Annotated in this window: 31 protein-coding genes; 15 read left to right on the forward strand and 16 right to left on the reverse strand. The window is 62.0% G+C overall.

The features are described from left to right. Positions 1-11: 11 nt before the first annotated feature. Positions 12-863, forward strand: a complete 852-nt coding sequence (locus NVV77_RS12880; RefSeq protein WP_295413842.1) for an extensin family protein — start codon at positions 12-14, stop codon at positions 861-863. A 2-nt stretch (positions 864-865) separates the two neighbouring features. On the opposite strand, the gene NVV77_RS12885 is transcribed toward NVV77_RS12880, so the two are convergent. Together NVV77_RS12885 and NVV77_RS12890 are read right to left on the reverse strand one after the other, a co-directional pair. Further along, the gene (locus NVV77_RS12885) at positions 866-1264 is read right to left on the reverse strand and encodes a hypothetical protein (RefSeq protein ID WP_295413845.1); all 399 of its coding nucleotides are present in this window, start codon (positions 1262-1264) and stop codon (positions 866-868) included. A gap of 55 nt (positions 1265-1319) precedes the next feature. Continuing rightward, positions 1320-1466: a hypothetical protein gene (locus NVV77_RS12890; protein WP_295413848.1), complete on the reverse strand. Its 147-nt coding sequence runs from the start codon at positions 1464-1466 to the stop codon at positions 1320-1322. A 113-nt stretch (positions 1467-1579) separates the two neighbouring features. Between NVV77_RS12890 and NVV77_RS12895 the strand changes: the two genes are divergently transcribed. Continuing rightward, entirely contained in the window at positions 1580-2500 is a 921-nt protein-coding gene (locus NVV77_RS12895) for a LysR substrate-binding domain-containing protein (RefSeq protein ID WP_295413851.1), read from the forward strand. Between the two features lie 36 nt (positions 2501-2536). Continuing rightward, positions 2537-3790 carry an FAD-binding oxidoreductase gene (locus NVV77_RS12900; RefSeq protein ID WP_295413854.1) on the forward strand — a complete coding sequence of 418 codons (1254 nt, stop codon included), beginning with the start codon at positions 2537-2539 and terminating at the stop codon, positions 3788-3790. Positions 3791-3964: 174 nt separating this feature from the next. Here the strand turns inward: NVV77_RS12900 and NVV77_RS12905 are convergent, their stop codons facing one another. After that, positions 3965-4204 (reverse strand): hypothetical protein, encoded by a 240-nt coding sequence (locus tag NVV77_RS12905; RefSeq protein WP_295413856.1) that lies wholly within the window; start codon positions 4202-4204, stop codon positions 3965-3967. 168 nt (positions 4205-4372) lie between these two features. Here NVV77_RS12905 and mbfA point away from each other — a divergent pair, with 168 nt between their 5' ends. Beyond that, entirely contained in the window at positions 4373-5353 is a 981-nt protein-coding gene (gene mbfA / locus NVV77_RS12910) for an iron exporter MbfA (protein WP_295413857.1), read from the forward strand. Positions 5354-5460: 107 nt separating this feature from the next. Here mbfA and NVV77_RS12915 read toward each other — a convergent pair whose 3' ends face one another. The 3 genes from NVV77_RS12915 to NVV77_RS12925 form a co-directional block, all read right to left on the reverse strand. Then, the gene (locus NVV77_RS12915; protein ID WP_295413861.1) at positions 5461-7074 is read right to left on the reverse strand and encodes a GMC family oxidoreductase; all 1614 of its coding nucleotides are present in this window, start codon (positions 7072-7074) and stop codon (positions 5461-5463) included. Between the two features lie 22 nt (positions 7075-7096). Beyond that, positions 7097-8026 carry a LysR family transcriptional regulator gene (locus tag NVV77_RS12920; RefSeq protein ID WP_295413864.1) on the reverse strand — a complete coding sequence of 310 codons (930 nt, stop codon included), beginning with the start codon at positions 8024-8026 and terminating at the stop codon, positions 7097-7099. A gap of 87 nt (positions 8027-8113) precedes the next feature. Next, complete coding sequence (locus NVV77_RS12925; RefSeq protein WP_295414460.1) at positions 8114-9154, reverse strand: rhodanese-related sulfurtransferase; 1041 nt, start codon at positions 9152-9154, stop codon at positions 8114-8116. Between the two features lie 70 nt (positions 9155-9224). Between NVV77_RS12925 and NVV77_RS12930 the strand changes: the two genes are divergently transcribed. Continuing rightward, positions 9225-10262 (forward strand): aldo/keto reductase, encoded by a 1038-nt coding sequence (locus tag NVV77_RS12930; RefSeq protein WP_295413866.1) that lies wholly within the window; start codon positions 9225-9227, stop codon positions 10260-10262. Between the two features lie 170 nt (positions 10263-10432). Here NVV77_RS12930 and NVV77_RS12935 read toward each other — a convergent pair whose 3' ends face one another. After that, positions 10433-11323, reverse strand: a complete 891-nt coding sequence (locus NVV77_RS12935; protein ID WP_295413869.1) for an NAD(P)/FAD-dependent oxidoreductase — start codon at positions 11321-11323, stop codon at positions 10433-10435. 125 nt (positions 11324-11448) lie between these two features. On the opposite strand from NVV77_RS12935, the gene NVV77_RS12940 reads away from it, so the two are divergent. Continuing rightward, positions 11449-12048, forward strand: coding sequence for a hypothetical protein (locus NVV77_RS12940; protein WP_295413871.1), 600 nt, complete (start codon positions 11449-11451; stop codon positions 12046-12048). On the opposite strand, the gene NVV77_RS12945 is transcribed toward NVV77_RS12940, so the two are convergent. Beyond that, positions 12042-12449: a VOC family protein gene (locus NVV77_RS12945; protein WP_295413872.1), complete on the reverse strand. Its 408-nt coding sequence runs from the start codon at positions 12447-12449 to the stop codon at positions 12042-12044. The two genes, NVV77_RS12940 and NVV77_RS12945, sit on opposite strands and share 7 nt — an antisense overlap. Positions 12450-12522: 73 nt before the next feature. Between NVV77_RS12945 and NVV77_RS21985 the strand changes: the two genes are divergently transcribed. After that, entirely contained in the window at positions 12523-12882 is a 360-nt protein-coding gene (locus NVV77_RS21985) for a helix-turn-helix domain-containing protein (RefSeq protein ID WP_367178621.1), read from the forward strand. Beyond that, entirely contained in the window at positions 12831-13106 is a 276-nt protein-coding gene (locus tag NVV77_RS21990; protein WP_367178622.1) for a hypothetical protein, read from the forward strand. The genes NVV77_RS21985 and NVV77_RS21990 overlap by 52 nt, the downstream gene beginning before the upstream one ends. Here NVV77_RS21990 and NVV77_RS12955 read toward each other — a convergent pair. Continuing rightward, entirely contained in the window at positions 13095-14132 is a 1038-nt protein-coding gene (locus NVV77_RS12955) for a DUF2793 domain-containing protein (protein ID WP_295413874.1), read from the reverse strand. The genes NVV77_RS21990 and NVV77_RS12955 overlap by 12 nt on opposite strands. A 138-nt stretch (positions 14133-14270) precedes the next feature. On the opposite strand from NVV77_RS12955, the gene NVV77_RS12960 reads away from it, so the two are divergent. Both NVV77_RS12960 and NVV77_RS12965 read left to right on the forward strand, forming a co-directional pair. Beyond that, entirely contained in the window at positions 14271-15149 is an 879-nt protein-coding gene (locus NVV77_RS12960) for a glycosyltransferase family 8 protein (protein ID WP_295413877.1), read from the forward strand. A gap of 3 nt (positions 15150-15152) precedes the next feature. Further along, the gene (locus NVV77_RS12965) at positions 15153-16025 is read left to right on the forward strand and encodes a glycosyltransferase family 8 protein (protein ID WP_295413879.1); all 873 of its coding nucleotides are present in this window, start codon (positions 15153-15155) and stop codon (positions 16023-16025) included. On the opposite strand, the gene NVV77_RS12970 is transcribed toward NVV77_RS12965, so the two are convergent. From NVV77_RS12970 to NVV77_RS12985, 4 genes are all read right to left on the reverse strand, one after another. Then, positions 16022-16831 carry a glycosyltransferase gene (locus NVV77_RS12970; protein WP_295413882.1) on the reverse strand — a complete coding sequence of 270 codons (810 nt, stop codon included), beginning with the start codon at positions 16829-16831 and terminating at the stop codon, positions 16022-16024. The two genes, NVV77_RS12965 and NVV77_RS12970, sit on opposite strands and share 4 nt — an antisense overlap. 146 nt (positions 16832-16977) lie before the next feature. After that, positions 16978-17871: a hypothetical protein gene (locus NVV77_RS12975; protein WP_295413885.1), complete on the reverse strand. Its 894-nt coding sequence runs from the start codon at positions 17869-17871 to the stop codon at positions 16978-16980. Next, a complete protein-coding gene (locus NVV77_RS12980; RefSeq protein WP_295413887.1) occupies positions 17868-18767 on the reverse strand; it encodes an ABC transporter ATP-binding protein in 900 nt (299 codons plus the stop codon). Before NVV77_RS12980 ends, NVV77_RS12975 begins: the two co-directional genes overlap by 4 nt. Next, on the reverse strand, positions 18764-19129 hold the full coding sequence (locus NVV77_RS12985; protein WP_295413890.1) for a GntR family transcriptional regulator: 366 nt from the start codon (positions 19127-19129) through the stop codon (positions 18764-18766). Before NVV77_RS12985 ends, NVV77_RS12980 begins: the two co-directional genes overlap by 4 nt. A 313-nt stretch (positions 19130-19442) precedes the next feature. Between NVV77_RS12985 and NVV77_RS12990 the strand changes: the two genes are divergently transcribed. Further along, positions 19443-19661 (forward strand): cold-shock protein, encoded by a 219-nt coding sequence (locus NVV77_RS12990; RefSeq protein WP_056312801.1) that lies wholly within the window; start codon positions 19443-19445, stop codon positions 19659-19661. 95 nt (positions 19662-19756) lie between these two features. Here NVV77_RS12990 and NVV77_RS12995 read toward each other — a convergent pair whose 3' ends face one another. Continuing rightward, on the reverse strand, positions 19757-21391 hold the full coding sequence (locus NVV77_RS12995; protein WP_295413897.1) for a TadG family pilus assembly protein: 1635 nt from the start codon (positions 21389-21391) through the stop codon (positions 19757-19759). Next, positions 21388-21816 carry a TadE family protein gene (locus NVV77_RS13000; RefSeq protein WP_295413900.1) on the reverse strand — a complete coding sequence of 143 codons (429 nt, stop codon included), beginning with the start codon at positions 21814-21816 and terminating at the stop codon, positions 21388-21390. Before NVV77_RS13000 ends, NVV77_RS12995 begins: the two co-directional genes overlap by 4 nt. 150 nt (positions 21817-21966) lie before the next feature. Here NVV77_RS13000 and NVV77_RS13005 point away from each other — a divergent pair, with 150 nt between their 5' ends. Next, a complete protein-coding gene (locus NVV77_RS13005) occupies positions 21967-22758 on the forward strand; it encodes a siderophore ferric iron reductase (RefSeq protein WP_295413903.1) in 792 nt (263 codons plus the stop codon). Positions 22759-22817: 59 nt separating this feature from the next. Here NVV77_RS13005 and NVV77_RS13010 read toward each other — a convergent pair whose 3' ends face one another. Then, entirely contained in the window at positions 22818-23390 is a 573-nt protein-coding gene (locus tag NVV77_RS13010; RefSeq protein WP_295413906.1) for an SH3 domain-containing protein, read from the reverse strand. A gap of 106 nt (positions 23391-23496) precedes the next feature. Here NVV77_RS13010 and NVV77_RS13015 point away from each other — a divergent pair, with 106 nt between their 5' ends. From NVV77_RS13015 to rbfA, 3 genes are all read left to right on the forward strand, one after another. Continuing rightward, positions 23497-24516 (forward strand): D-glycerate dehydrogenase, encoded by a 1020-nt coding sequence (locus NVV77_RS13015; RefSeq protein WP_295413908.1) that lies wholly within the window; start codon positions 23497-23499, stop codon positions 24514-24516. A 189-nt stretch (positions 24517-24705) separates the two neighbouring features. After that, a complete protein-coding gene (locus NVV77_RS13020) occupies positions 24706-25368 on the forward strand; it encodes a hypothetical protein (protein ID WP_295413911.1) in 663 nt (220 codons plus the stop codon). A gap of 33 nt (positions 25369-25401) precedes the next feature. Continuing rightward, positions 25402-25809: a 30S ribosome-binding factor RbfA gene (gene rbfA, locus NVV77_RS13025; RefSeq protein WP_295413913.1), complete on the forward strand. Its 408-nt coding sequence runs from the start codon at positions 25402-25404 to the stop codon at positions 25807-25809. Position 25810 lies beyond the last annotated feature (1 nt).

Here is a 25810-nt window from a genome sequence, read left to right on the forward strand (position 1 = left end):
TTTGCAGGGGCATGACTTTTCCCCTACGCACCCTCGCCGCTCTTTTGGTCCTCCTGCCGGTCTCCGTCCCGGCCCAGGATTTTTTCAAACCCCTCGAGGATTTCGTCGAAGACCTGGTGCCCCAAAGGGCCCCGGCGACGAAGCCTGTGCCTAAGGCAACGGAGGTAGAGGAAGAGGCCGAAACGCCCCCGCCGCTGCCAAAACCACGGCCGGAGGGATTGGGCGAGGAAGAGCCGGAAGTGCCGGTTGAGGAGGAGGCCGCGCCGGAGCCCGAACCGGCGGCGGCAGAGGCGGTGGATGATAGAATCTATCAGACGGCTTGTCCGGCGGTGATTTCAGGTGCGGTGGTGGCCAAAATGCTGCCGCCGATCGCCGAGGGGGTGTGCATGGCACAATCACCGCTTGAAGTGACGGCGCTGAATTTGAATGGGAAGACTGTGGAACTGACCAGTCCGATCCAGACCAATTGTGAGATGGCGACGGCGCTGGTCGATTGGGCTGGGGAAGTGGATGCCTATGCCAAGGCGGCGCTGGATAGCGAGCTCACAGCGCTGCAGACGGGCACGAGCTATATGTGCCGGGCCCGCGTTGGTGGGGCGGAGCAGTTCACCTCGGAACATGGCTTCGCCAATGCCGTTGATATCGTTGGTTTTACCCTGGCCGATGGACGCAGCATTGTGGTGAAGGAAGACTGGCTGCCGGCGACGACGCCGGAGGCGAAGCTGTTGCGGCAGTCACATGGCGCGGCATGTGGGAAGTTCACCACTGTCCTTGGGCCCGAGGCCAATGCGGATCATGAAGATCACCTGCATCTCGACCTCGGCTGCCATGGACAGACCTGCACGGCGCAGATCTGCGAGTAAGATCAGGTGCCGGAATAGACGGCGATGACGGCGTCGGTCTGCTGGCGGTCGGCGCTGCCTTCGGCGCAATCGACGCCCGCTTTTTCGACATCGGCCTTCACCGTCTCATAGGCTTTTACCGCAGACTCGCCTTCGAGATGAAAATCGGTTTCGAGTTGGCGGCGGTGCGCATTCATGGCGGTGACGCCCGGCTCGGCGACAGTGATGTTGCAGAGCTCAATTGTGGCCTGGGTGGCATAGAGACCCGTAAGAAGCTGGCCCTGCTTGGGCATGGCATCAACGACTGCACTCGGATCGACCGTTATGGTCGGGGTGGTAGCGGGTGCCGGTGCGGCCTCCTGCGCCAGAGGGGCGGCAACGGTCAGGGCAAGGACAGAAAAGGCTAGGGCGAAGCGGGGCATGTCGGCACTCCATGCTCGGAAAACATTCCCCGCCATTGTCAGGCCGATTATGGCCTCAGCACGGCGTGCAGTCGGCCCTGGGATGGTGCGGGGGCAGGTCAGCCCAATCCTTCGAACTCATTTCCGGCTCCACCGGTGCCGGCACGGCGGGTGCATTGAGCCAGGCAATGACAAGGCGCAAAAGGTCGTTCAGGCGGGACATGGCAGTCTCCTGTTCGAATGCTGTTTCGGGGAAGCTTTGAAGTGTCTTCATCCTGCGCCCGAGACCCCTTCGCCGCAATGGACAAGGTTTTTGCCTCAGTATAGAAAATCTATATGAGCAGCCCTTTTCCAATTCCGCTCAATGCCCTTCGGGCGATCGAGATCGTGGCGCGGGCCGGTGCACTGGCCCCGGCTGCCGAGGAATTGGGCGTGACTGTCGGCGCGGTCAGCCAGCACCTGCGGCGGGCAGAGGAGCGGCTGGGCATGGAGCTCTTTTCGCGTACGCCGCAGGGCCTGAAACCCGTGCCGGAGTTGATCGACATCCTGCCGCAGCTCTCGGCCGGTTTTGCCTCGCTGCGCGATGGGCTGGCGACGCTGACCGGCGCGCATGAGGGCGTGCTCAATGTCACCGTCGGCAGTGTCTTTGCCTCGCGCTGGCTGATCTGGCGGGTCAACAAATTCTCTTCGCGTCATCCGGGGCTGGAGGTGCGGCTGACCGTGACCGGCGCCATGCTCGACCTGACGCGGCCGGACCTTGATTGCGGTATTCGCTTTGGCGATGGCAATTGGTCGGGCGTTTCCGTCAGCCTGATCGGCGGGCAGGATTTCCAGCCGGTCTGCGCGCCCGAATTTTTGCGCCGTTTTCCCGATATGTCAGACCTTGGGAAAATTCCCGTGATCGCCGACCAGACGAGCATGCTCGATTGGCCGCTCTGGCTCGGGGCGGCCGGGTTCGACCCGAAACTAAAACTGTCGGGCCCGGTCTATTCCGATGCGTCGCTGGCTTTTGACGCCGCCATTTCCGGCCAGGGGATTCTGCTTGCTGCCGACATGATGAGCGCCGATGCGGTCTGTGACGGGCGGCTGGTGCGGCCCTTCGAAAAGCCGGTCCAGGGCGGGCATGGCTACTATCTCGCGACCGCCAAGGGGCGCCGAGAGTCCAAAAAACTAAAACTGTTTCGCGACTGGTTGGCCGAGGAAGTGCCAGCCAGCGCCAGAGGCTATCTGTTCCAGTCCCCGCCAAACGCCGGCTAGGCGGGCGGGGACCGGAAATTCGTCAAGGAGGCGAATATGCAAGACGTCCTGATCCTTGGAGCCGGCATTGTCGGCATTTCTACCGGGATCCATCTGCTTAAGCGCGGGCGCAGCGTGACGCTGGTCGACAAGAACCAGCCCGGCCGCGAAACCTCCTATGGCAATGCCGGTATCATCCAGCGCGAGGGCGTGCGGCCGCATGCTTTTCCGCGTGACCTCCATACGCTGATGCAAGTGGGGCTGCATCTGTCCACTGCTGCGCGCTATGAGCCGCTGGCCCTGCCGCGCATTGCGCCGCCATTGCTGAAATATTGGTGGGCTTCTTCGCCGGACCACTATCGGCAGGTGGTCGAAAACTATGCGCCGCTGATTGCCCGCTCGATCGATACCCATGCGGAATTGATCGCCGAGGCCGGGCCGGATGCGGAAAAGCTGATCTCCAAGAAGGGCTGGTACCTGGTTTTCCGCACGCTCGAAAAGCTGCAGCGCGAAGCCGCCAAGGCGGAGGAAGACCGGAAGCGCTTCAACATTCACCACGAGGTGGTGGATTGGGCCGGTTTGAAAGCGCTGGAGCCGAGCCTGATCGGCGGGCTGGCCGGTGGCATTCACTGGACCGATCCCTGGACCGTCACTGATCCCGGTGGGCTCGTGACGGAATATTTCAAGCTCTTTGAAAAGCTGGGCGGCACTTTTGTCTCCGGCGAAGCCTCGGGGCTGACGCAGGACGGGGGCACCTGGCAGACGCGCGTCGGTGGCACGCTGCATACGGCGAAACAGGCTGTCATTGCGCTGGGGCCTTGGGCGCCGGAAGTGCTCGACAAATTGGGCTATCGCCTGCCGCTCTTCGTCAAGCGCGGCTATCACATGCATTACAGGCCGGCCGAGGGCGCGGCGCTCAACCATCTGCTGCTCGATGCGGAAGTTGGCTATGTGCTGGCGCCCATGGCGCGCGGTATTCGCCTGACGACGGGCGCGGAGTTCAACCTGCGCGATGCGGCGCCGACCCCGGTGCAGCTGGGCAAGGCCGAGCAGGCGGCCAAGGAAGTGTTCCCGCTGGGTGAACGTGTCGATCCGCAACCCTGGAAGGGGGCGCGACCCTGTACGCCGGATATGATGCCGATCATTTCCAAGGCGCCAAAGCATGAGGGGCTCTATGCCGGTATCGGCCATGCCCATCACGGCTTTACGCTGGGGCCGGCGACGGGCGAGCTGTTGGCGCAGATGATGACTGGGGAAGCGACGGCGATTGATGTAAAGCCGTTCCGGATGGAGCGGTTCCTCGGACATTGAGGGAGAGGCCTTGGAAGCAAGGCCTGTCTTCAGAGATTGCCGACACCCCCACCCTTGATCCCTCCTCACAAGGGGGAGGGAGACGAAGGAACCGAGACGACTGAAGCTTGCGCATCCCTCCCCCTTGTGGGGAGGGAATGAGGGTGGGGGTACGGGTTGCGCAGATGCCCGGCTTTAGCCCAGTGCCACAACCGCAATCACGCCGCAGACAAAACCCACGGCGACGAGGAGGGCGACATTGAGCGCCCTTCCATTGCCCGGCCTGGAGAAGGGTAGCGGCGTCCTGCTCTTTGGCGCGCTTGACCTCAGCTTCTCGGGTGCACCCCATTTCAGCCGGCGAAACGCGTAGACATTCGAGCGCCGTCGTTGGGCTTCGAGTGTGGCGTGATCTGGCTCTGGCTTGTCGCTGGACATGTTTTTTCCCGTTTGAGCGAAAGCAGATGGGAATGCGTTGCCCTCGTCACAACGGCAGAGGCCACAAAGCGGGAAAGAGCGTTAACGGCGCAGGGCCGAATGCCTCTTGCATAGATATTAGAACGGTTCTAAACAATGTTTGGAATAATTCTAATCTATGAGGCGGACATGTTTACCCTCTGGCCGGACAATAGACGCGCCTTCGCAACGCTTTCGGAACGTGAAATCCTGTCTCTCGCCATCGCCGCAGAGGAAGAGGATGGGCGCATCTATTCCGAACTGGCGACGCGGCTGGGCGAGACTTATCCCGGCACGGCGGCGCTGCTCGAAGCCATGGCGGCCGAGGAAGACGATCATCGCCGGCGGCTGCTCGATATCTATGTCGACCGTTTCGGCAAACGCCTGGTGCCCATTCGCCGCGAACATGTGCGCGGCCTTCTCAACCGCAAGCCGGTTTGGCTGCTCAAGACTTTGACGCTCGAACAGGCGCGCCAGCAGGTCTGGGAAATGGAGGAAAGCGCCTACCATTTCTATCTCGAGGCGGCCAAGCAGGCCAATGATGTGGGTATCCGCAGGCTCCTCGGCGACCTCGCCCGGGCAGAGCGCGGCCACGCGGCATCGGCGACAAAGCTCGACGAAAAACTGCTGGGCGACGCCGGCCACGACACAGAGAAGGACGAGGCGCATCGTCAGTTCCTTCTTACCTATGTGCAGCCGGGCCTGGCCGGGCTGATGGATGGTTCAGTGTCGACGCTGGCGCCGGTCTTTGCCGCCGCCTTTGCAACCGGCGATACGCACCAGACTTTTTTGGTTGGTCTTGCCGCCGCGGTGGGTGCCGGCATTTCCATGGGTTTTACGGAGGCCGCTTCCGACGATGGCAAGCTGACGGGCCGTGGTTCGCCGATCAAGCGTGGCCTTGCCGCGGGGATCATGACGGCAGTGGGAGGGCTGGGGCACGCGCTGCCCTATCTCATCCATGATTTCTGGACGGCGACCTTTATTGCCGGCCTCGTGGTGGTGCTTGAACTCTGGGCCATCGCCTTCATCCAGAAGCGTTACATGCAGACTCCGTTCTGGCGGGCGGTGATGCAGGTGGTTCTGGGCGGTGCGCTGGTGTTTGCCGCGGGTGTGCTGATCGGGAGTGCCTAGCCGCGCCATTTCCCTACTATCGTCATTGCCGGGCTTGTCCCGGCAATCCATCTCGCCTCCGCTGGGGACCACCGGGACAAGCCCGGTGGTGACGATAGAGCGGATATCTAAGCGCCTGCCAAAATGCTCGCCGCCTTCGATCCAATAGCCATGGCCGGGGCATTGGTATTGCCGGAAACGATCTGCGGCATGATCGAGCAGTCGATCACGCGCAGGCCGTCAATGCCCCGCACCTTCAGCTCCGCATCGACCACGGCGGTGGGGTCGTCATCACGCCCCATGCGCAGCGTGCCGACGGGGTGGTAATTGGTCTTCACAGTTTGCCCACAGTAGCGGTTGAGGGCTTCGGGATCGTCCATCACGGCCTGGCCGGGTAGCAGTTCGGTATCGATCTTTTCCGCTAGGGGTGCCGATTTCAGCAGCTTTCGCGCTTCGTGCAGCGCCGCGATGGTGAGGCGCAAATCGTCGGGGTCACCGAAGAAATTGCAATCGACCACCGGCTGATCCTCTGGATTGGCCGAGCGCAGGGTGACGCTGCCGCGCGCCTTGGGGCGGAGAAGGCAGGATGTAAAAGTGACGCCATAGGTGGGTTTGGCCGCCGAGACGTCGCGGTCGAGGTAGACGATGGGCGCGCAATAGAGCTGGATCGTCGGGCGACTGCCGCCATCGGGATCGAAGAACATGCAGGCTTCGATGCCGGTCGTGGTGACGGGGCCGGAATTGGTCAGGATGTACTGCAGCCCGTTGCGGATCATGTTCCAGCCGCGGTCCTGTCCGAAATAGCCGGATTTGCCTTTGGTCGTGGCGATAACCGGGACCTCGTGATGGTCCTGCAGGTTCTGGCCGACGCCGGCAATGTCGGCGACGACCTCGATGCCGTGTTGGCGCAGATGTTCGGCAGGGCCGATGCCCGAGAGCATCATTAGCTTGGCGCTATTGTAGGTGCCGGCGCCGACGAGCACTTCGCGCTCGGCGCGGACCGTGTGGCTCTCGCCGTCCTTGGTATAGGCGACGCCATTAGCGCGACCGTTTTCGACCAGGATGCGATCGACGCGGGCGCCGGAAATGATGGTCAGCTTGCCGTCCAACTTCAGCGGATCAAGGAAAGCCTTTACCGCATCCGACCGTTCCTTGTAGCGACCCCATTGCCCATAGGTGTGCTGCATGATGCCGGCGCCGAACTGGGTGGCGCCATTGAAATCGGGATTGGGCTTGTGGCCGAGCGCCTGTGCCGCAGCGATGAAATCGTGGGTGGTTTGCGTCGTATAGCCCGGGTCGGACACGCGCAGCGGGCCGCCATTGCCGTGAAAACCGTCGTGGATGCGCGCATTGTCTTCCACGGCCTTGAAGTGGGGCAGTATGGCGTCATAGGACCAGCTCGGGTCATTGCCGAGGCTTTGGGCCCAGCCGTCATAGTCTTCCCTCTGGCCCCGCATATAGACCATGGCATTGACCGAGGAGCCGCCGCCCAGGACTTTTGCGACGGGCACGATGGGTGCGCGGCCGCCAAGCTGGGGCTGCGGCACGGTCTTGTGCATTTCGAGGAACGTGTCCTGACCCAGATATTTCATATAGCCGGCGGGCATAGCCATGATGCGATTGGTCCGCGCGCGGCCGCGCTCCAGCATCAGGACGGAAAGGCCGAACTCTTTCACGAGGCGCCAGGCCGTGACGGAGGCAGCCGAGCCGCCGCCGGCGATAATGAAGTCGTATGTGGGCATAATATCTCCTCTTGGCGGGAGATTAGGCGGCAGCAAGCAGGTCTTCTAGTCGGCTATCGAGGATTGTGCCCACTCGCGCGCATTCGACGGCGATTTCCCGGATGAAATCGACCAGCATGGGCCGCTCCAGCGCCGCCAGTGAACGCACCACCATGGCGGTGTCGCGATGGAGCGGCTCGATATCGATCGGCTGGATTTCGACGAGGCGCCCGGCGGCAATGTCGTCGGCCACGGCGGAATTGACGAAAAAGCCGATGCCTTCGCCCTTGATGGCAAGGCGTCGCGCGGGGCCAGTAGGGAGTTCGACGCTGGTCGGCGCGCGCCGGGTCAGGGCGGTGGAGGCTTCGGGAGCCACCTGCCACCAGATCAGCGAAATGGCGCGCGGCACCAGGGCAAGCACTTCCTCGATCTCAGGGGTGGCGCTGAGTTTTGCCGCCTTGTCGGCGGAGATCACCAGCGGCACACGCTCGCGCATGGTGAGAAGCGGCACGAGATCGACGGCGAGCGGTTCGAGATTGGGCCAACAGAGGATGCCGAGTTCGGATTCGCGCTCATGCAACATTTCGGCGATTTGGGCCTGCCGACCTTCGTTCACCACCACGTCGACGGCGGGGTACTTTTCCTGAAAGCGCAGCAGGCTTTCGGTGATGAGCGGGGACACAAGGCTCCTGAGCGAGGCAATGGCGATGCGGCCGCGCTCAACCCGGCGCAGGGCTTCGCGCGCCTCCTGCGCGGTGCCGATGATGCGGCGGGCAAAGGGCAGGAAGGTCATGCCCTGGTCGGTGAGGCTGACGGTTCGCCCGCGAACGAAAAGGGTGACGCCTAAAAGCTGTTCGAGCGCCCGCATCCGCATCGAGGCGGTGGCCTGGGTGATGTTCAGATAGGCGGCCGCCTTGGTAAAACTCTGCTCGCGAACGATGCGGTCAAAGGTGCGAAGCTGGTCGAGGTCCATAGGATTGGCTTATGCAAGAGCGGTCGATAAGCCGGAATATGGGTTTTCGCATAGGACATGTCTATGCGTTGAATGGCGCAGATGCCGTCAGTCTTCCGAATTGCGCGCCCGCGATTCTTCGGCCAGCGCCTGCTTGCGCGCCTTGGCCTTGGCGGCGATTTCGGCGACGGCGTCGCCTAGATGCGCGGTGCCGCGCTTTTTGGCGAGGTCCATCTGTTTCTGGCGTTCGGCGGCCGCTTCGTGCTTGGCCGTGTCGTCGGCGCAGTGGGGGCAGGAGAGGCCTTCGGCGAAGTCCTTGTGCTGGCGATCGGCTTCGGTCAGCGGGTGGCGGCAGGCGCGGCAGAGGGTGGCATTGCCCAGTTCAAGGCCGTGGCCAACCGAGACGCGTTCGTCGAACACAAAGCATTCGCCGGCAAAGCGGCTGTCTTCCTTAGGCGTCACTTCGAGATATTTGAGGATGCCGCCCTTGAGGTGAAACACCTCCTCAAAGCCCTGACTAAGCAGATAGGAAGAGGCCTTTTCGCAGCGGATGCCGCCGGTGCAGAACATGGCGACCTTCTTGTCCCGGGCGGGATCGAGGTTTTTGGCGACATAGTCCTTGAACTCGACAAAGCTCGCGGTTTTCGGGTCGAGCGCGCGCTGAAACGTGCCGAGGCCGACTTCATAGTCGTTGCGGGTATCGACCAGCACGACATCGTTGCGGTCGATGAGCGCGTTCCAGTCTTCGGCCTCGACATAGGTGCCGACCTGTTGGGATGGATCGGCCTCGGGCGCACGCAGCGTCACGATTTCGGGTTTCAGGCGCACCTTCATGCGCAGGAACGGGGCTTCATCGGCGAAGGAATATTTGGTTTCCGCGCCAAGAAGGCGGGCGCCAAAGGGGCCGGACACAAACAAAAAATCGGCCAGAGCGTCGATCGCGTCGGGCGTGCCGGCCACGGTGCCATTGATGCCTTCGGGCGCCAGAATAAGCGTGCCCTTGATGCCGCGGTGGCAGCAAAAGGCGGCGAGCGGCGTTTTCAGCGCTTCGGCATCGGGCAGGGAGGCGAATTTGTAGATCGCCATCACCTTGTATGGATGATTGTCCTGTTGCACAGTGGCGGCGGATTTTGGATTGAGCGCGGTCATGGCGCGCTCATACCACTGGCCGAGCCCGGCGTCACGGGCGGCCGCAAGCAAGACATCGGGAGGACTTTTCATGACCTATCGCGCGGATCCCGCACGCTATGACACCATGCACTATCGCCGTTCGGGGCAGTCGGGCCTGAAACTGCCCGTGCTCAGCCTTGGCCTCTGGCAAAACTTCGGCGGCACGCGCGACTATCCCGGTGCCATGGAAATTCTGGGCTATGCCTTCGACCAGGGCATCACCCATTTCGATCTCGCCAACAATTATGGGCCGCCGGCTGGCTCGGCCGAAGAACTGTTCGGCCAGGTTTTGGGCCGCGATTTCCGCCCCTATCGCGATGAAATGATCGTTTCCACCAAGGCCGGCTACAATATGTGGCCGGGGCCCTATGGCGAATGGGGGAGCCGGAAAAACCTGCTCGCCAGCCTCGACCAGAGCCTGAAGCGCATGGGGCTCGATTACGTCGACATCTTCTATTCGCACCGGTTTGATCCCGATACGCCGCTCGAGGAAACCATGGGCGCGCTGGCCCATGCGGTGCGCTCGGGCAAGGCGCTCTATGTCGGCATCTCCTCCTATCCCGAGAAGGAAACGCGCGAGGCGCATCGAATTCTCAAGGAAATGGGCGTTGCGACGACCATCCACCAGCCGAGCTATTCCGTGCTCAATCGCTGGATCGAGAATGACAAGACGATCGATGCCTGTGGCGATCTCGGTATCGGCATCATTGCCTTTTCACCCCTGGCCCAGGGCGTGCTTTCGGGGAAATATTCTTCGGGCCACGCGGATGGCTCCCGCGGCGACAATCCCAATGGCACGCTGCGCGCCAGCCATATCGAGCCGCGCGTGCTCGAAGCGGTCGACAAGCTCAGCGTTATCGCGAGGAATCGCGGCCAGTCGCTGGTGCAATTGGCGCTCGCCTGGGTGCTGCGGCGCAAGGAGGTGACCTCGGCGCTGATCGGCGTGCGCACCCTGGCCCAGCTCAAGGATAATCTGGGTGTCATCGACAATATCGAGCTGAGCCCGGAAGAGGTTGCCGCCATCGATGAAGCGACCAAGGGCGGGCAGATGGAACTGCATCCGCGCCCGCAGGGCTGGTTGCGGTAGGGGAAGGTGTGGGGCAGCCCTGCTTGGGGCTGCCCGTCTTTGTTCCAACCGTACTCTCGAATTCCCCCGTGCCATCCCCGCGAAAGCGGGGATCTCCATTTCGAGACGGGGATTCCCGCTTTCGCGGGAATGACGCCGTGGTTGGGATAGTCAGGTGGTCTCGAAAGACCTCAAACCATCATCGATTGCAGCGCGCCCATGGCGGCGAGCGAGCCGGTATTGTTGGCAAAAGTCACCGAATGCATGCCGGTGACCAGGTCGCCGGCGGCAAAAATGCCGGGGCGGGAGGTCAATTGCATGTCTCCGACCGCGAGCATGATACCGGTCGGCGTCTCCTTGGTGTCGAGGCCAAGCTGCAGGTGCAGGTCCGCCGAAGGCCGATTGCGCGGATGGGCATAGAGGGCTTCGAGGTCGATCCGCGCGCCGTCTTGCATGGTGACGCCGGAAATGCGTCCGTCCTCGTGATGAATGGTTGAGAGCTTGCCGTCGACAATTCTAACGCCGCGCTTTTCGAGCTTGCTGCGCTCCTCGTCGACGATCGCGTGCCCATCGAGGATCAGCGTGATGTCATCGGTCCAGTTGGCATAGAGCACAGGTCCATGGAGCGACATGGGCGAGGAATAGAGAAGGCCCCAGCGCGTGCCCGCCACTTCATAGCCGTGGCAGAAGGGGCAATGGATGACCGTCTTGCCCCAGCTCTCGGCAAAGCCGGGAATGGCGGGGAATTCATCGACGATGCCATAGCTCAGGATCAGTCTGCGGCCCGAAATCGTGTCGCCTGACGCCGTGGTGACGACAAAATTGTCCGGCTCGCCGGAAACACCGATGGCCCGCGCCTCGATCATCTTGACGGCCGGATAGTGCGCGACCTGGGCTCTGGCGGCTGTCAGCAGGTCGCCCGGCGGGGTGCCGTCGTGCCCAAAGATATTGTGCGCGTGTGAGGCATAGCGATTCCGGTTGAGGCCGGTATCGAGCACGGTGACCTTTCGACGGGCGCGGCCGAGCTGCATGGCAGCGGTAAGGCCGGCAAAGCTGCCGCCGATGATGATGACATCCTGCATGAAAGATCTCCGTTCGTCGCAATATTGACTGCAATGTAATAACATAACACAAATGTCAAGCCGAGGTTTCGCTCGCTTCGCGTTTGACCTAGAGTGCGGCGCGGACAGCCCTTGGGAGGGAGAATATGCGTCGTCTCTTCGCTTGCCTTGTTGTTGGTCTTATTGGGATTTCGCCTGCTCTGGCCTTCGATGCAGGAACTGAGGACGTGCTGGACCGGATGAAGGTCGGCAAGCTGGTTCCCATTACCGAGATTGCCACGCTGATGCGCAATGCCGAGCGCTGGTGCTATATCGAACAGGAGGGCAGCTGCTCCTGGTCCGATATCTATCTCGAGGTGACCGACGAGGGCGCGACCTATGAAATCGGCAATGCCTGGGACGCCGATTACGACGTGATCTTTACCGACCACGGAACATTCGAAGAGAACCGCTATATCTGCGAGACGGGCTATGACTGGGTCCCGACGCTGCGCGCCATCAATCGCGCCGACGGCACGGCCGTGAATGGCCGCCCGCTCTGGGAGCTGAAAAACCAGATCGGCGAGGGCCGCAGCGAAGGCATCGACTGCTACGACTATATTCTTAAAGGGTCGGACACCGCAGCCGAGACCATCACCCTGTTGCAGCGGCAATTTACCGATGGCGTCACCGACCCGATCAACGACGTGACGGTGACGCTGCATTTCAATGCGGACACGGCGGCGGCGCTGACCTGGTATTACTGACCGCCCTGCGCGGCGAGCCAGGTGGGGTCCGGATCGATCGGCGTGATCACGTCGAGCAGCACCCCATTGGGATCGCTGGCAATGAAATGACGCTGGCCGAAAACCTCGTCGCGCAGTTCCTGGGCGATTTTTATGCCCTTGCCGGCAAAACGCTGAGCCTCTGCAGCGGCATCCGCCACTTCAAAGCTGAGGATCAGGCCGCTGGTCGGCTTGCGGCCTTCGGGCGGGATGGTCTCGTGGTCATGGGCAATGATGGCCAGCTCCTGCGAGCCGTTGGGCGCGCGCAGATGCATGTACCAATCGCTGGCGAAAACCTCGGTAAAGCCGAAGAGGTCCTTGTAAAACGCGGCTGTGCCGGCAACGTCCCGGACCTGCAGGAGCGGATAATAGGCTGAAAACATCGGTCTCTCCTTGCGAAAACGACAGTTTAGAAACATACTGTGTGTACGTAACAATAACAAACATGGTGTATGTATGCAAGTGCAGCGCAGAACGCAGGAAGAGCGGCGGGACGCCACCCGCCGCGCCCTGATCGCAGCGGCAAGGCGGCAATTTGCCGAAAACGGCTACGCCGCCACCAATACGCCCGCCATTGCGGCCGAAGCCGGGGTGACCCGCGGCGCACTTTACCACCATTTTGCCGACAAACAGGCGCTGTTCGAGGCGGTGGTCGAGGAAGAGCACGCGCTTCTTGCGCTCGCCATCAATGCGGCGGCCGAGGCAGAGGATGAGCCGGGCCCGGTCCGGGCCCTCATCGAGGGGGGGATGCCTATCTCGCGGCCATGCAGGATCCCGGCCGTCGGCGCATTCTTCTCATCGAAGCGCCGGCCGTGATCGCCCGGGAAAGGCTCGAGGCCATCAATTCCCGCTTTGGGCTCAAAACCTTGGTGGAAGGCGTTGCGGCCGCGGTGGCGGCAGGCGCGATCCGCGACCTGCCGGTCCTGCCGCTCGCCCAGCTCCTCGACGCGCTTTTTGATCGCGCCGCCCTGGCGCCCGCCGAGGAACTGGCCGACTATCGCAAGGCAATCAAGGCCTTGATTAGGGGCCTAAAGACCTGACTCGAGTTTTTTCACACGCTCCGCAAGCGCCTGGACGGCGGCAATGAGCGGGGAAATGAAGCTCGAATAGCGCAGGGCCTGCTGGCTGTCGGCGTCGTCATCATCGACCAGCACATGGCCGCCGAAATTTGCTGCGCCGTGGGCCTGGGCGGTGGCGAGCACCTCTTGCGCGAGAAGGCCATAATGCACGCGCTCGTCCAAGGCATTGTCGCGCCAGCGATAGCGCACCGGGTTCAGGGCCAGGATGAAACCAAGGCCCAGGTCGGTCGGCAAGATATCGGTTTTGAGGCGCATGTCGGAAGTCTGGATCGTGCCGGTGGCGGACCATACGGCGCTCCAGCGCGCGCCGCTGGCGCCGAGGGTCTGCGCATTGTCGATGGCTGGCTTTACCGCGCCGGCAAAACTGGCGCTGCCATCGCTGGCCACCACCAGCGCATTGCTCCAGCTGCTGCCATCGGCGCTGATTTTGAGGCGCCAGGCATTGTCGGCGAGCAGGCCCATTTCGGCGCGGCCGGACCAATTGCTCTGAAAGAGCAGGCTGGCCGTGTCGCTTGCTGTCGCCTTGTTGAGTTTTAGCTGGTGCCCGGCCCCATCATGGGTGAAGAGCGTCGCATCGGCCGCGACCGACAGGCGATTGGTGGTATCGGCGTCGGCATTGATCCCGAACTGCGGCAGGCCGGCGCCGGTAGCGGCGACGGCAATCCAGCCGGTGCCGGAAAAGACGCAGAGCGTGCCGCTGGCCTTGTCGAAAACCTGCCAGCCGGGCGCGGGGTCGTAAAAATTCCAGGCGCCGGCCTGGAAGGCGGCGATTTCCTCGCTGTGCCCGGCCCAGGCGCCGGTGGCGGCCGCCGGCACGATCCAGGCTTCGCCTTCGAGTGCGGTGGTGGGCGGGGTCGTTAGCGTGCTCGCTTCGACGCTGGCCTGTACCAGCGCATCGAGCCGCATGAGGGCTTCGTTGTGGGTGATGTGTTTCAGCGCCTGTCCGGAAATGATCTGCGGCAGGCTGAGGCGGGGTGTGTCGTCCATGTCTGGCAATCCTTGTTGAGAGATTGCCCTATTTTCCACCCGCCCGAGGGGGCGGGGATTAGCGGGATAACCCAAACCCTCTTCCCTTTGCGCGCCGAGCCTTTATGAGAAACTCTCGATCTTGAGCTTGTGAGCGGAATGAGCGCACCCATCCACATCGTCCTCGCCTTCGACGACAATTTCTGGGCGCCCGCCTATACGGTGATGCGCTCGGTGTGCCTCTCCACCCATCGGCGCAAGGATCTGGTGTTTCATCTGCTGCACATGCCGATATCGGATGAGCATCGCTATGACATCGAAGGCATAGTGCGCGAATTCGGCGCGAGCCTGCGCTGGTATCCGCTGGAAAAATCCGAACTCTTCGACTTTTTTGTTGCCGAACTGCCGGCCAGCAGCCGTTGGCCAAAGATCGTCTATGCCCGGCTGCTGATGGCCGATATCCTGCCCACCGATATCGAGCGCATCATCTATCTTGATTGCGACATGCTGGTGCGGGCGCCGATCGAAAAGCTCTACGAGCTGGACCTGGGCGGGCATCCGCTGGGCGCGGTGCAGGATTCGCTGCAGCCCTTCATCATGGGCCGGCGCGACATGCGCCAAAATGTCGGGATTTTCGACACGGCCGATTCCTATTTCAATTCCGGCATGCTGCTGGTCGACCTGCCCAAATGGCGCGAGCTCAACGTCAAGGCCGAGGTCGCCGTGATTGCCGGCAAGGGCTGGATCGAACGGCTTTACTACGATCAGGACGTGCTCAATCTGGTCTTCCGCAATCGCTGGCAGGCTCTGCCCTGGCGCTGGAACACCATTGATGCGCATCTCGCCCATGAGGCGCTCAACGCGCACATCCTGCACTATACGCGCGAAGCAAAACCCTGGGGGCTCTTCGCCGGCATGCTGCGCTCGTCGGCCTATTCGCGCTGGTATCGGCACGTCATGACCAATGACCTCTTCTATCGCTTCATGCGGCACCGCTGGAAGCGATACTGGCTCAAGAAGCTGCGGCTGGCGCGCTGACCCATGAAAATGCATGTCTGCCTGACTTTCGATGACAATTTCTGGGCGCCGGCCTTTGCCACCATGCGCTCGGTCTGCCTCTTCACGCATAGGCGCGAAGACCTGGTCTTTCACCTCTGCCACCGGACGCTGGCGCCCGAGCACAGGGCCGACCTCGAAAAGATCGTGGAGGAATTTCCGGTCGAGCTGCGCTGGTACGATCTCGACCAGTCGGACATGTTCCGCGACATCGCCGGCCGCATGCCGGAGAACAAGCGTCTCTCAAATATCGTCTATGCGCGGCTGATGATCGACCGTCTGGTCGCCCCCGATGTCGAGCGCATTCTTTATCTCGATTGCGACATGCTGGTGCGCGACGATATTTTTCGTCTTTTTGATCTCGACCTTGAGGGTAAGGCGATAGCGGCCGTGCGCGACCCTGCCGGGGCGCTGATTACCGGGCAGCGGGATCTGAAAAAGAACCGCGATATCTTTGATCCCGCCGATCCCTATTTCAATGCCGGCATGGTGCTTATCGATATCGCCAAGTGGCGCGAGGCCGACATTTTGGGGCGCATGGAAGAGGCCTATGCCTCGGGGGTCATGCAGCGGATCTATTATGACCAGGACCTGCTCAACCTGATCTTTCGTGGCAAGTGGTTGCAGCTGCCCTGGCGCTGGAACACCATCGATGCGCGTCACGCCCATGACGGGCTCGATCCGGCCATCGTCCACTATACGGGCGATACCAAGCCGTGGAGCGTCTTTGCGCATACCTTCCAGTCCGTGGCCTATGCGCGCTTCTATCGCCACGTCATGACCAATGATCTGTTTTATCGCTTTGCAAAACACCGCTGGAAGCGGTGGTGGCTCAAAAAGCTGCGCTTAGGGCGCTAAGCAACTTTCGCGGGATCAAGTCCCTCGCGAGCGCAGAGTTTTGCCAAGGCGCTCCCGGCTTCGGGCAGCGGCAGGCCGGCGCGGCCGCGGTCGGTGAGCTGGCTGCGCCAGAGATGGATGCCGAGGGTTTCGGGCTTGATCGCCGCGTCGAGGTCAGAGCCTGACGTCATCAATGCCGGAATGCCCTCATAGGGCACGGGATAGAAGGTTGCCGAGGGCAGCACCCGCGCGGTGAGGCCGTGTTCCGCGACGAAATGGGTGAGGGCCATGGGCCCGGTTGCGCCATATTGCATGTGTTCGGGCGTTACCCGGTCGCCCACGAGGCGGCGAATGGCGACCTCGAAGCGCCGCAGTGGCGGCAGGTGCGGCTCGAGCAGCGGGCGCTTCTTCTCTTCAAAGACAGAAAGCAGGTCGGCCAGCAGCGGCGCATCGGGCGGCATATAGAGCATGGCGCCATTGACCGAACCGGGCCGTTCCCAGGCCATGAGATAGTCGAACGGGCCTTCCATGGGGCGCAGGCAATACATGTCGAGATCGGCATAGACGCCGAGCCCGGCTTTCAGTGCCGCGTAGCGAAAATGGTCGGAAAAGACGCCGGGCGTGCCGCGGCCCTTGTAAAAGACCAGCTTTTCCGGCGGCAGCACAGTTGTAGCGTCACGCCATTCGGCGCCCGCAGGCAGGGCAGTGATCGGCTCGTAGGAATAGACCTCCACCTTGTGTCCCTGCCGGACAAAGGAGGTGATGCAGAGAATTTCGAGCCAGCTCAAAGGGCCGTGCCAGAAACTGACAATGGTAGGCAAGGTCATCGGAAGCGGTCCTGTTCGGACCGCTCCCTAGCATGGACTTGGCACTGCCAAAATACCCCCACCCTCATTCCCTCCCCACAAGGGGGAGGAGGCGCTCACCTCGTGTGGAGAGGGGGCAAGGGTGGGTGGTCAAGCCGCACGAAATCTCAATTGGCGGCGGAGCGGCGGCGATATTCGCTGGCGATGTAAATCGCGACGACAGCGAAAACGGCGCCGATCCCGACCTGCAGCCAGTCGAATTTCTGCAGGAAGTCGATGGTGAAAGCCGTGGCGTCAAAGGCCTGCTGGCCTTCCCAGACGCGGTCGAGATAGTCGACGGCGACCGGAAACTGCGAGCGGTAATTGAGATAGTCCCAGGTGCGCGTGGCAAAGGGATGCATGCCCCCGCCCATGACGACCCATTCGAGCACCGAGAGAATCGAAGGCAAAAGCAAGGCCAGCGGGATGGCCCAGCGACCGGCCGCCGTGCCCATGGCCCCCACCAAAGCCATATAGGGCAGGTACCACAGAAGGGCGCAGGCGATGACGACGAGGAGCACAAGGCTCATCTGCGCAAAAATGACCAGAATGCTCCAGAGCAGGGTGGCGCTGCCAAGGCCCGCAATCATCGTCGTTACATAGGCGACGCCAAACATCAGGACGATGCTGAGGAGCGCCACGGCAAAGATCGAACCGGGCAGGATGGTTACGGCAGCGGTGAGCTTGCTCAGCAATACCTTCAGGTCCGAAGCCGGCATCGACTTCCAGAACAGCATGGCATTGTTGCGCTTGTCGGCGGCAAAGCCATCGGCGCAGTAAAAGAACAGCACGAAGCCGAGGTAAATGAGCCAGCCGGCAGCAAGCGCGGCAAAGCCGGCCTCAAAAACCCAGGTGGGCATCACGGTCAGCATCTGGCCGGAAAAGCGCGTGTTGATGCGGTCGACGCTGAAGGCAAAGATGGTGAGGAGGAAGACGATCGCCACCATGACCAGCGGTGCGATGAAGAAGGCACCGCGATGCTCGATATATTCGCGATGGACGAGTGCAGCAAAAGCCTTCATCGGGCCGTCTCCGGATTGGCAGTCGGTCGCTGCATCAGCGCGACGAAGAGGTCGGAAAGCGTCGGTGTCGAAACTTTTCCAAGCGGTTCGAGGTTTTCCCGCGAGACGCCGTCAAAGATAAAGACGGTCTGGCCGAAGCGCGTTTCTTCATAGACCGGGCCGAGGGCGCGGGCCTGGGCCTGTAATTCCGGCTCATTGGTCACGAGCTGCGAAAATTTCTCGTTCACCGTCTCCATCTGCATGTGGAGGACCAGGTCGCCGTCACGAATGAACATGATGTCGGAGAGCATGAACTCGATCTCGTCCACCTGGTGGGTGGTGATGATCAGGGTGCGCTCCTCGGTCATATAGTCTTCGAGGAGGCGCCGGTAAAACCGCTTGCGATAGGTGATGTCGAGCCCGAGCGTCGGTTCGTCGAGCACCAGAAGCTTGGCATCGATCGCCATGACCACGGCGAGGTGAAGCTGGGCCACCATGCCCTTGGAGAGCGTCTTGATCTTCATCTCGGGCTTGATGTCGGTGCCCTCGAGAAAGCTGCGCGCCTTGTCGGTCGAAAAATTGGGATGGATGTTGGAGAGAAGGGCGAAGAGTTCGCGCACCCTGAGGAAGCGCGGCAGGCTCGCCACGTCGGAAATGAAGGCGACGTTTTCCATCAGCTTGGCGCGGCGGGCAAAGGGATCTTCGCCCAGCACGCGAATGGTGCCCTCATAACTCGTGAGCCCCAGCATGGCATTGAGCGTCGTGGTCTTGCCCGCGCCATTGTGGCCGACAAGGCCATAGATGCGGCCGGCGGGAATGTCGAAATCGAGCCCGTGCAGGATTTCCTTTCGGCCGAATTTTTTCCTCAGGCCCCGTGCGGTGACGACGGGCTCTAGGGTGAGATTGGTGTCAGTCATGGCTTGGGCTCCACCGGGGTTTCGGCAAAGAGGGTTTTGGGATCAAGGTTCAGGGCCTTGATCTGGGTGAGGATGCGCGGCCAGTCCTCCTTGAGGAACTTTTCGCGCTCGTGGGTAAGCAATTTGTCTTGTGCGCCTTGGGTAACGAACATTCCAAGACCCCTCCGTTTTTCGACCACGCCGATCTCGACCAGGGCTTCGAAGGCCTTGGTGACCGTCAGCGGATTGACCGAAAGTTCTGCTGCAATCTGGCGCACCGAGGGAAGGGAATCGCCCTCCCCGACTGCGCCACGCAGGATCATCTCGATCAGCCGCTGCCGGATCTGCACGAAGATCGGCTGGCTGGCGTGAAAATCATCCATGTGTCGTGCCTATCTAGTGTGATACATGTGTAGCACACTAATGCGCCGAGTCAAGCGGTGATAAAGGTCGGAATGGGAACGCGTTTTCTCGCCCGGCCCCAAACACGATCTTGGTTTTTTCTTTGCGGTCTTGCTCTAGCCACGATCCGCTGTCATAAAGCACCCCATACGTTTTCAGCCGAAGTTGGCTGCCTCTCCCGGTTAATCCCGGTCTTGGCTCACTGATACGCTTTGCGAACGTCTGTAGGCCCTCTTGCATGTTGCGGAGGGAAACGCTCGCTTCGCTTCGGCTCCGAGCTTTTAGGATACTGAAATGGCCACCATCAACGGCACCGTCAAGTTCTTCAACGCCACCAAGGGTTTTGGTTTCATCACCCCCGACAATGGCGGCAAGGACCACTTCGTTCACATCTCCGCAGTTCAGCGTTCGGGCGTCGATGGCCTGTACGAAAACGACAAGGTCACCTACGAGGTCGAGACCGGTCGTGATGGCCGCGAGTCCGCGATCAACCTGACGCTCGTTCAGCAGTAAGTTCTGCAAGAGCGCTGAAGGTCGCTCCATAGCGATCTGAAAATTTGGCCCGCCCAGCACAAGCTGGGCGGGCTTTTTGCTGGCCGTGAGCGAAATTATCCCACCAGCACCGGATTGAGGCATCGCACCCCATAGACCCGCACATCCGCTTCCCCGATGCCCAGGCCCAGCGTGGTGAGCAGCGTGTTGACGATGGAATCGAGCGGGGCGGCGATCGGGGTGATGGCGGCCTTGAGGGCATTGGCAATGACATTGAGCGGGGAGAGCCCGAGGCCGAGCACGGAAATCTCCAACTTGAGGTCGGCCAGCAGCGATTGGCCGAGCGAGGTCACCAGCGTCGTGGTTCTTGCCGTCTTGAGGCGCGCCGTGCCGATATCGCTGGAAGAGAATGCCAGCAGCACCGGCGTCGTCTGCGCCACTTCTACATGCGCCGCGGCGGAAATGCGCAGGAGCAGGGCATCGAGGATACGCACCGGCGTGACCGGCAGGGTGGCGCCGAAATCGCGCATCTGCGCATTGGTGACCTGGCCGATGGCAAGTTCGAGTGCGCCGGGCAGCACGGCGATCTCGGCGGTACCATTGGGGTGGTCGCGATCGGGGCAGGAGGCCCCCGCAACGCGGGCCTCGGCATGGGCAAGATCAAGCCAGAGCGGCAGGCGGATGACCGCACCTTGCAAGGCAAGGCCGCCGAGGAATTGCGCATCCACGCGCAAGCGCACCTGTGCCGTGCGGATGACGGTATCGACCGGGCCAACGGCGAACCATGCCCCGCCCTGTGGCGGTTCGCCGATCGCGAGTTCGACCGAAAGCGCTGCTATGCCGGGCAGATGCCCGCCAAGGCTGAGCCAGATCTGCTTGTCGCCATCGGCGAGCGCGGCGGCAGCGGAAAGGACTTCGAGGGCAGAGACGCGGGCATTGAGGGCCGCCCCGGCGCTGTCGAGGCCCAGGGAACCGTAGCGGCCAAGGTCGAAGAGTTTGCCGAGCGGCACGCGATTGCCCTGGCCGGCATTGGCCAGCGTCGTGAGCGCGGCCTTTTCGGCCCCGGTGACGAGGCTCGCAAGCGCCGCGGCGATGTCGCCGGCATAGGCTTCAGAGGACAGGATTTCATTGTAGCTGCCGGCATTGAGGCCCATTTCGAGCGCCAGCGCATCGAGAAAACTCAGGGCATCCACGCGCGCCGAAGCAAGCCCATTATAGTCGACGACGGAAAGGCTGACCGTAGTGCCCAGCAATGTGCTCAGCAGCGCATTGGCAATGCCGCCATTGAGGCTCGCAAGGCGCGATCCCAACGAAAAGGAGACTTCCGGCGTGACGGTTGCAAGACCCGTCGCCCCGATCATCGGGGACTGGGTGAAGCTGGCGGCGAAATGCAGCGTACCCGGTCGCTCGAACTGCACCTTGACTGCATTGGCCGGCGTGCGGCCGGGCACGAAGCGGTCTTCCGGCGCGCGGGTCGCATCGGCCTCGAAGCGCCCGACGGTGACGACAAGGCCGGCCTGATCGGCAAAACCGGCCTGGGTCAGCACTTCCGCGGCGATTTCGCCGGCGCGGCCGGGATTGCGCGCGGCGCTGAGGGCGGCAAGGTCGACGGTGGACTGGATGACACGCCTCTCGTGATAAAGCGCGGCAGCGTCGACGGCGATGGCGCCGATGACGCCCGACAGCGAAAAAGCGGTGGCGAACAGCACCGCCATATTGCCGCTGCTGTCGCGAAAGAATGAGGCGATCACAGCCCGCCCTGCCTGATCGTGGCGCCATAGACCATGTAGCGGCTGGGCATGGGCAGGGGCGGATAAAGGTTCCAGATCGGCAATTCTATGGCGTCATAGCGCAGGGCGACGCGATATTGGGTGGGATCGCCGGGATCATCGCCAATGGCATAGGTCAGGTATTGCCGATCGAGCAGCATATAGTCGCCGGCATGACGGTCGAGATAACGCCCGACGAGGCTGTCGCGCTCGGCGCTGTCGAGCCCGGCAATGGAAATGCGCGCCGCATCGGCAGCCAGCTGCTGCAGCGAATGGGCGGCCCCGAAATAGAGCCCATAGGCCAGCATGCCGCAAAGCATCAATAGATAGACAGGCGCCAGAATGGCGAATTCTACTGCCGCACTGCCATGATTACTGCGTAGACAAGAAGCGCTGTGGTGCAGCATACTGCCCCCATACGTTCGTTGTCAGGTAATTGTCCGCTTCATCTGTTATAAAAGTATAAAACCGTACTTACGGATATTTCCCAATATACTTGGGACTTTGAATATTGGGCGGATGCGGTTATAGGGAGGGCGAAACCATGGAAAAGCCCTGTGGCCGCCCGTAATTTTCTGTTTGCCCTTGATAGCGATGATGTCGCGCTGACGCGGTTTCTTGAAACCGCCGCGCGGGTCACCGGCTTTCTCAATGGCGCGCCGGGTGAAGCTCTGCCGGGCTGGTATGTGCCGGGCGGGGACAATCAGCAATTCCTGCGCGAGCTCTATGCAAGGCTCGAAGCGACCTATCCTGCGGCAGGCCAGCCCTTCTATGCCGTGCGCCTCCTCACCAATCTTTTCTGGCAGCCGGCCTATCTCGCTGTCATTGGCGCGCACGTCCATGGCGCCTTGCCGCAGCTGTCGAGCGTCAGCCAGCAGGTCAAGGGGGTCGATGTCAGCGGGTTTCGCCTGCCACCGGGACCGCAGCACAAGGCCGATCTCGACGACCTCATCTGGCGCGCCGGCACGGACCTCCGCGCCTTCGCCGATGGTCTTCTCGCCGAAATCAATGAGCTTACAAAACTCAAGCGCGTGCCGGCGCTGCGGCTTCTCACCGATCGCATGCTGGGGCTGATGCTGCGGTTGCGGGACTATGTGCCCGGCATGAGCATGCAAGAGCAGCGGCGCATCTGCGGCCTCTGGCTTTCAGCCATGGATCTGGTGGGGCAGGGGGATTTGGAGACGCTCGACCTTGCCGATGGGCGCCAGGTGCTGATCACGGCCCGAAAAGGCTGCTGCCTCGATTATCTGGCCTTTCCCGCCACCTATTGCAGCTCCTGCCCCAAGCAGGAGGATGACGTGCGTCTGGGCCGGCAGCGCGACGAGGCTCTGGCCGAACTCGACGCCTAGAGCGTTTTCAGGAAAAGCGGCCACCACTTTTCCGGTTCGAAAACGCGACTAGCAAAGAATCAGTCGAAGACTTCGTCGGGATAGACGCCCCAGATTTCTTCCTGGCGCACATAGCCCGAGAAATTGGCGCGTTCGCCCGGCTGGCCGGCCGAAACCGTGCACCAGTCCCCGTCGCATTCGGAAATGTTGACGCGCACGCCCGGCGCGAGCCGCGCACGAACACCCGACTCTGTCGAGCGCGAGGCATACATATCGACTTCGCCATTTGCGGCGACGGGGGTGACATAGCCGGCGCGCGTGCCCACGAGCAGGCTCTGGTGCACCCAGCCCTCTTCGCCGTCCATGTCGCGAATCTTGCGCCAGGTGTCGAATTCCTGAACGATTTCGACCGGCACGCCCGAAACCGTGTAATTCCAGGCAATATCATATTTGGTGCCGGGGCCGACACGCACATTGATGGGGTTGGAGCGCGTGGACACGAAACGCGGCAATTTCAGCCCCGAAACCGATTCGGCCTGGGCCCAGGCGGCGGGCGCACTGACGAACAGGCTCGCGAACAGCAGCGGCAGGATTGCGAAAATACGCGGAAAAAGCAGACGGACACGGCCCGAAGCGGCGTGCGAAATGAACATGACTTTGCAGACGGATTGGAATTGCCCTATCACTACGGCATGATCCTTAACGGTCCTTAAAGGATAGGCGCAAGCCATCCCTTTGTGATCAGGTCGCAAGGCAAGCATGACATCGAGCAAACCGAAAATTCTGGTGACTCGTCGCCTGCCCGAGACCATCGAAGCGCGCATGGCGACGCTTTTTGAAACCGATGTCAATGAAACCGACCAAACCCTGACCGCCGAGGATATTCTGGCCGGCGTCGAGGGCAAGGATGTGCTGGTTTCCACCATCACCGACCGGATCGATGCCGATCTCATCGCCCGCCTGCCCCAAAGCGTGCGGTTGATTGCCCAGTTCGGCAATGGGGTGGACAATATCGACCTTGAAGCGGCCTGGGCCGCCGGCCTGACGGTTACCAATACGCCGAGCGTTCTCACCGAGGACACCGCCGACATGGCCATGGCGCTGATGCTGGCTTTGCCGCGGCGGCTGGTGGAAGGCTCGCAATTGCTGCTGCGCGATCGAGCCTGGGCCGGCTGGTCGCCGACCTCCATGCTCGGTCATCGCCTGCGCGGCAAGGCGCTGGGGATCGTCGGCATGGGCCGCATCGGCACGGCGGTCGCGCAACGTGCCCGCGCCTTCGGGCTCAATATCCACTACTTCTCCCGCAATCGCCGGCCGCCGGGCGTGGAAGAGCCCCTGGGCGCCACCTATTGGCCCGAACTCGAACCTATGCTCGAAGCGGTGGATATCGTTTCGCTCCACACCCCGCTGACGCGCGACACGACGAACATCCTTTCGGCTGAGCGGCTCGACCGCATGAAGCCGGGCGCCTATGTGCTCAATGTCAGCCGGCCCGAACTCGTGGATGAAGTCGCATTGATCGAGCGCATCGAGGCCGGCCGCCTTGCCGGGGCCGCGCTCGACGTTTTCGACAATCGCAAGGGGATCAACCCCCGTCTGCTGGGCCTTGCCGAGACCAATCAGGTGGTTCTTACCGGCCATATGGCGTCGGCGACGCTCGAAGCCCGCATCGAGATGGGCGAGACCGTCATCGTCAATATCCGCACCTTTATGGACGGCCACCAGCCGCCGCATCGCCTGCTGCCGGAAACACCGCTCCCGCGGAGTGCAAGAGGGTAGGCTGGCGCTTGCCCATCGCCCCATGCACCACGCCATGTGTTGCAGCTTTCCTTCAACCGCCTCATCATCATCACGCCCATCACTCGTTCGCCTTGCATGGGCGAAACTTCCTTTCTAATCGTGCCGATAGCAGCTGGCCTTTGGGGGCTTGGGCCGGACTGCACCTGTCTTTGGGCTAAGGAGTGCCCCGTGACGCCGTTGAGAACCGCTCTTTTTGTCCTGATCGCGCTGGGTGTCGCCACCATGCCGGCTGCGGCACAGATTCGCAGCACCCCGCCGCTCGTGGAAGAAGGCGGCAAGCTGGTTCTCGATGCATTGGGCCACCAATTGTCGCTGCCCCGGCCCGACTGGCTCACGGGTGACGATGCGGCGCTCGGCCGGGTGGAAACCTCGTTCCTCGCTGAAGACGGCCAGGCCCTCCTCGAAATTTATCCCAAGGGCGAAAGCGAAGCGCTCTGGACCACGCTTTATGGCGCGCGCATCAGCCGCGACGAAAACGAGCGAACCCTGGCCGACTATCGCGCCGCTCTGATGATGCTGCACGCCAATAGCTGCAAGCCGGAACTGACCGGCTTCTTCCAGCTCGGCCAGGACAATGGCGACAATGACCTGGCCCCGCTCGGCTTTGTCTGCGGCGCCTATGCCGATCAGTACAGGACCTTTGCCGGGCTCGGCGAGGTGATGGTCGCCAGCTTCCAGCGCTCGGACACGGGTGTTGCCATCATCTACCAGGAATGGCGCGGCAAAAGCTTCGATCCGGGCGATCCGAAGTCCTGGCCGGTCGCTACCGAAGTGGTTCAGGCCCGGGCAAACCAGCTCAAGGCCGAGGCCGCGTTCAGCAAGGCGGATTGACGGAAGGGCCCTAAAAGCCTAATCCGCTTGCCCATGAAAAAAGACAACAAGCCCCTGGGTCCAAGCCAGCGCATGCTGCGCGTGGGCGAATTGGTGCGCCACGCGCTGGCGGACATTTTTGCGCGCGGTGACATCGAGGACGAAGCGCTGGTCGGCTCGGTCGTCACCGTGCCCGAAGTGCGCATGACGCCCGATCTCAAACTCGCCAATGCCTATGTGATGCCGCTCGGCGGCGTGCATGCCGAAGAGATCGTCGCCGCGCTCAATCGGCATTCGAAATTTATCCGCGGCCGCGTCGCGCCCAAGATCAACATGAAGTACGCGCCGGACATTCGCTTCTTCGTCGACGACACGTTTGAGGAAGCCGGCCGGATCGACGAATTGCTGCGCTCGGACCGCGTCAAGCGCGATCTCGAAGACGACGGCAGCGACGAAGAATAGC

The organism is Devosia sp., assembly GCF_024707125.1.
Classification (GTDB): domain Bacteria; phylum Pseudomonadota; class Alphaproteobacteria; order Rhizobiales; family Devosiaceae; genus Devosia.

Coding starts and splice junctions, on each gene's coding strand:
- NVV77_RS12880 (WP_295413842.1), top strand. CDS start 12: ATGACTTTTCCCCTACGCACCCTCGCCGCTCTTTTGGTCCTCCTGCCG.
- NVV77_RS12885 (WP_295413845.1), bottom strand. CDS start 1,264: ATGCCCCGCTTCGCCCTAGCCTTTTCTGTCCTTGCCCTGACCGTTGCC.
- NVV77_RS12890 (WP_295413848.1), bottom strand. CDS start 1,466: ATGTCCCGCCTGAACGACCTTTTGCGCCTTGTCATTGCCTGGCTCAAT.
- NVV77_RS12895 (WP_295413851.1), top strand. CDS start 1,580: ATGAGCAGCCCTTTTCCAATTCCGCTCAATGCCCTTCGGGCGATCGAG.
- NVV77_RS12900 (WP_295413854.1), top strand. CDS start 2,537: ATGCAAGACGTCCTGATCCTTGGAGCCGGCATTGTCGGCATTTCTACC.
- NVV77_RS12905 (WP_295413856.1), bottom strand. CDS start 4,204: ATGTCCAGCGACAAGCCAGAGCCAGATCACGCCACACTCGAAGCCCAA.
- mbfA (WP_295413857.1), top strand. CDS start 4,373: ATGTTTACCCTCTGGCCGGACAATAGACGCGCCTTCGCAACGCTTTCG.
- NVV77_RS12915 (WP_295413861.1), bottom strand. CDS start 7,074: ATGCCCACATACGACTTCATTATCGCCGGCGGCGGCTCGGCTGCCTCC.
- NVV77_RS12920 (WP_295413864.1), bottom strand. CDS start 8,026: ATGGACCTCGACCAGCTTCGCACCTTTGACCGCATCGTTCGCGAGCAG.
- NVV77_RS12925 (WP_295414460.1), bottom strand. CDS start 9,154: ATGACCGCGCTCAATCCAAAATCCGCCGCCACTGTGCAACAGGACAAT.
- NVV77_RS12930 (WP_295413866.1), top strand. CDS start 9,225: ATGACCTATCGCGCGGATCCCGCACGCTATGACACCATGCACTATCGC.
- NVV77_RS12935 (WP_295413869.1), bottom strand. CDS start 11,323: ATGCAGGATGTCATCATCATCGGCGGCAGCTTTGCCGGCCTTACCGCT.
- NVV77_RS12940 (WP_295413871.1), top strand. CDS start 11,449: ATGCGTCGTCTCTTCGCTTGCCTTGTTGTTGGTCTTATTGGGATTTCG.
- NVV77_RS12945 (WP_295413872.1), bottom strand. CDS start 12,449: ATGTTTTCAGCCTATTATCCGCTCCTGCAGGTCCGGGACGTTGCCGGC.
- NVV77_RS21985 (WP_367178621.1), top strand. CDS start 12,523: ATGCAAGTGCAGCGCAGAACGCAGGAAGAGCGGCGGGACGCCACCCGC.
- NVV77_RS21990 (WP_367178622.1), top strand. CDS start 12,831: ATGCAGGATCCCGGCCGTCGGCGCATTCTTCTCATCGAAGCGCCGGCC.
- NVV77_RS12955 (WP_295413874.1), bottom strand. CDS start 14,132: ATGGACGACACACCCCGCCTCAGCCTGCCGCAGATCATTTCCGGACAG.
- NVV77_RS12960 (WP_295413877.1), top strand. CDS start 14,271: ATGAGCGCACCCATCCACATCGTCCTCGCCTTCGACGACAATTTCTGG.
- NVV77_RS12965 (WP_295413879.1), top strand. CDS start 15,153: ATGAAAATGCATGTCTGCCTGACTTTCGATGACAATTTCTGGGCGCCG.
- NVV77_RS12970 (WP_295413882.1), bottom strand. CDS start 16,831: ATGACCTTGCCTACCATTGTCAGTTTCTGGCACGGCCCTTTGAGCTGG.
- NVV77_RS12975 (WP_295413885.1), bottom strand. CDS start 17,871: ATGAAGGCTTTTGCTGCACTCGTCCATCGCGAATATATCGAGCATCGC.
- NVV77_RS12980 (WP_295413887.1), bottom strand. CDS start 18,767: ATGACTGACACCAATCTCACCCTAGAGCCCGTCGTCACCGCACGGGGC.
- NVV77_RS12985 (WP_295413890.1), bottom strand. CDS start 19,129: ATGGATGATTTTCACGCCAGCCAGCCGATCTTCGTGCAGATCCGGCAG.
- NVV77_RS12990 (WP_056312801.1), top strand. CDS start 19,443: ATGGCCACCATCAACGGCACCGTCAAGTTCTTCAACGCCACCAAGGGT.
- NVV77_RS13000 (WP_295413900.1), bottom strand. CDS start 21,816: ATGCTGCACCACAGCGCTTCTTGTCTACGCAGTAATCATGGCAGTGCG.
- NVV77_RS13010 (WP_295413906.1), bottom strand. CDS start 23,390: ATGTTCATTTCGCACGCCGCTTCGGGCCGTGTCCGTCTGCTTTTTCCG.
- NVV77_RS13015 (WP_295413908.1), top strand. CDS start 23,497: ATGACATCGAGCAAACCGAAAATTCTGGTGACTCGTCGCCTGCCCGAG.
- rbfA (WP_295413913.1), top strand. CDS start 25,402: ATGAAAAAAGACAACAAGCCCCTGGGTCCAAGCCAGCGCATGCTGCGC.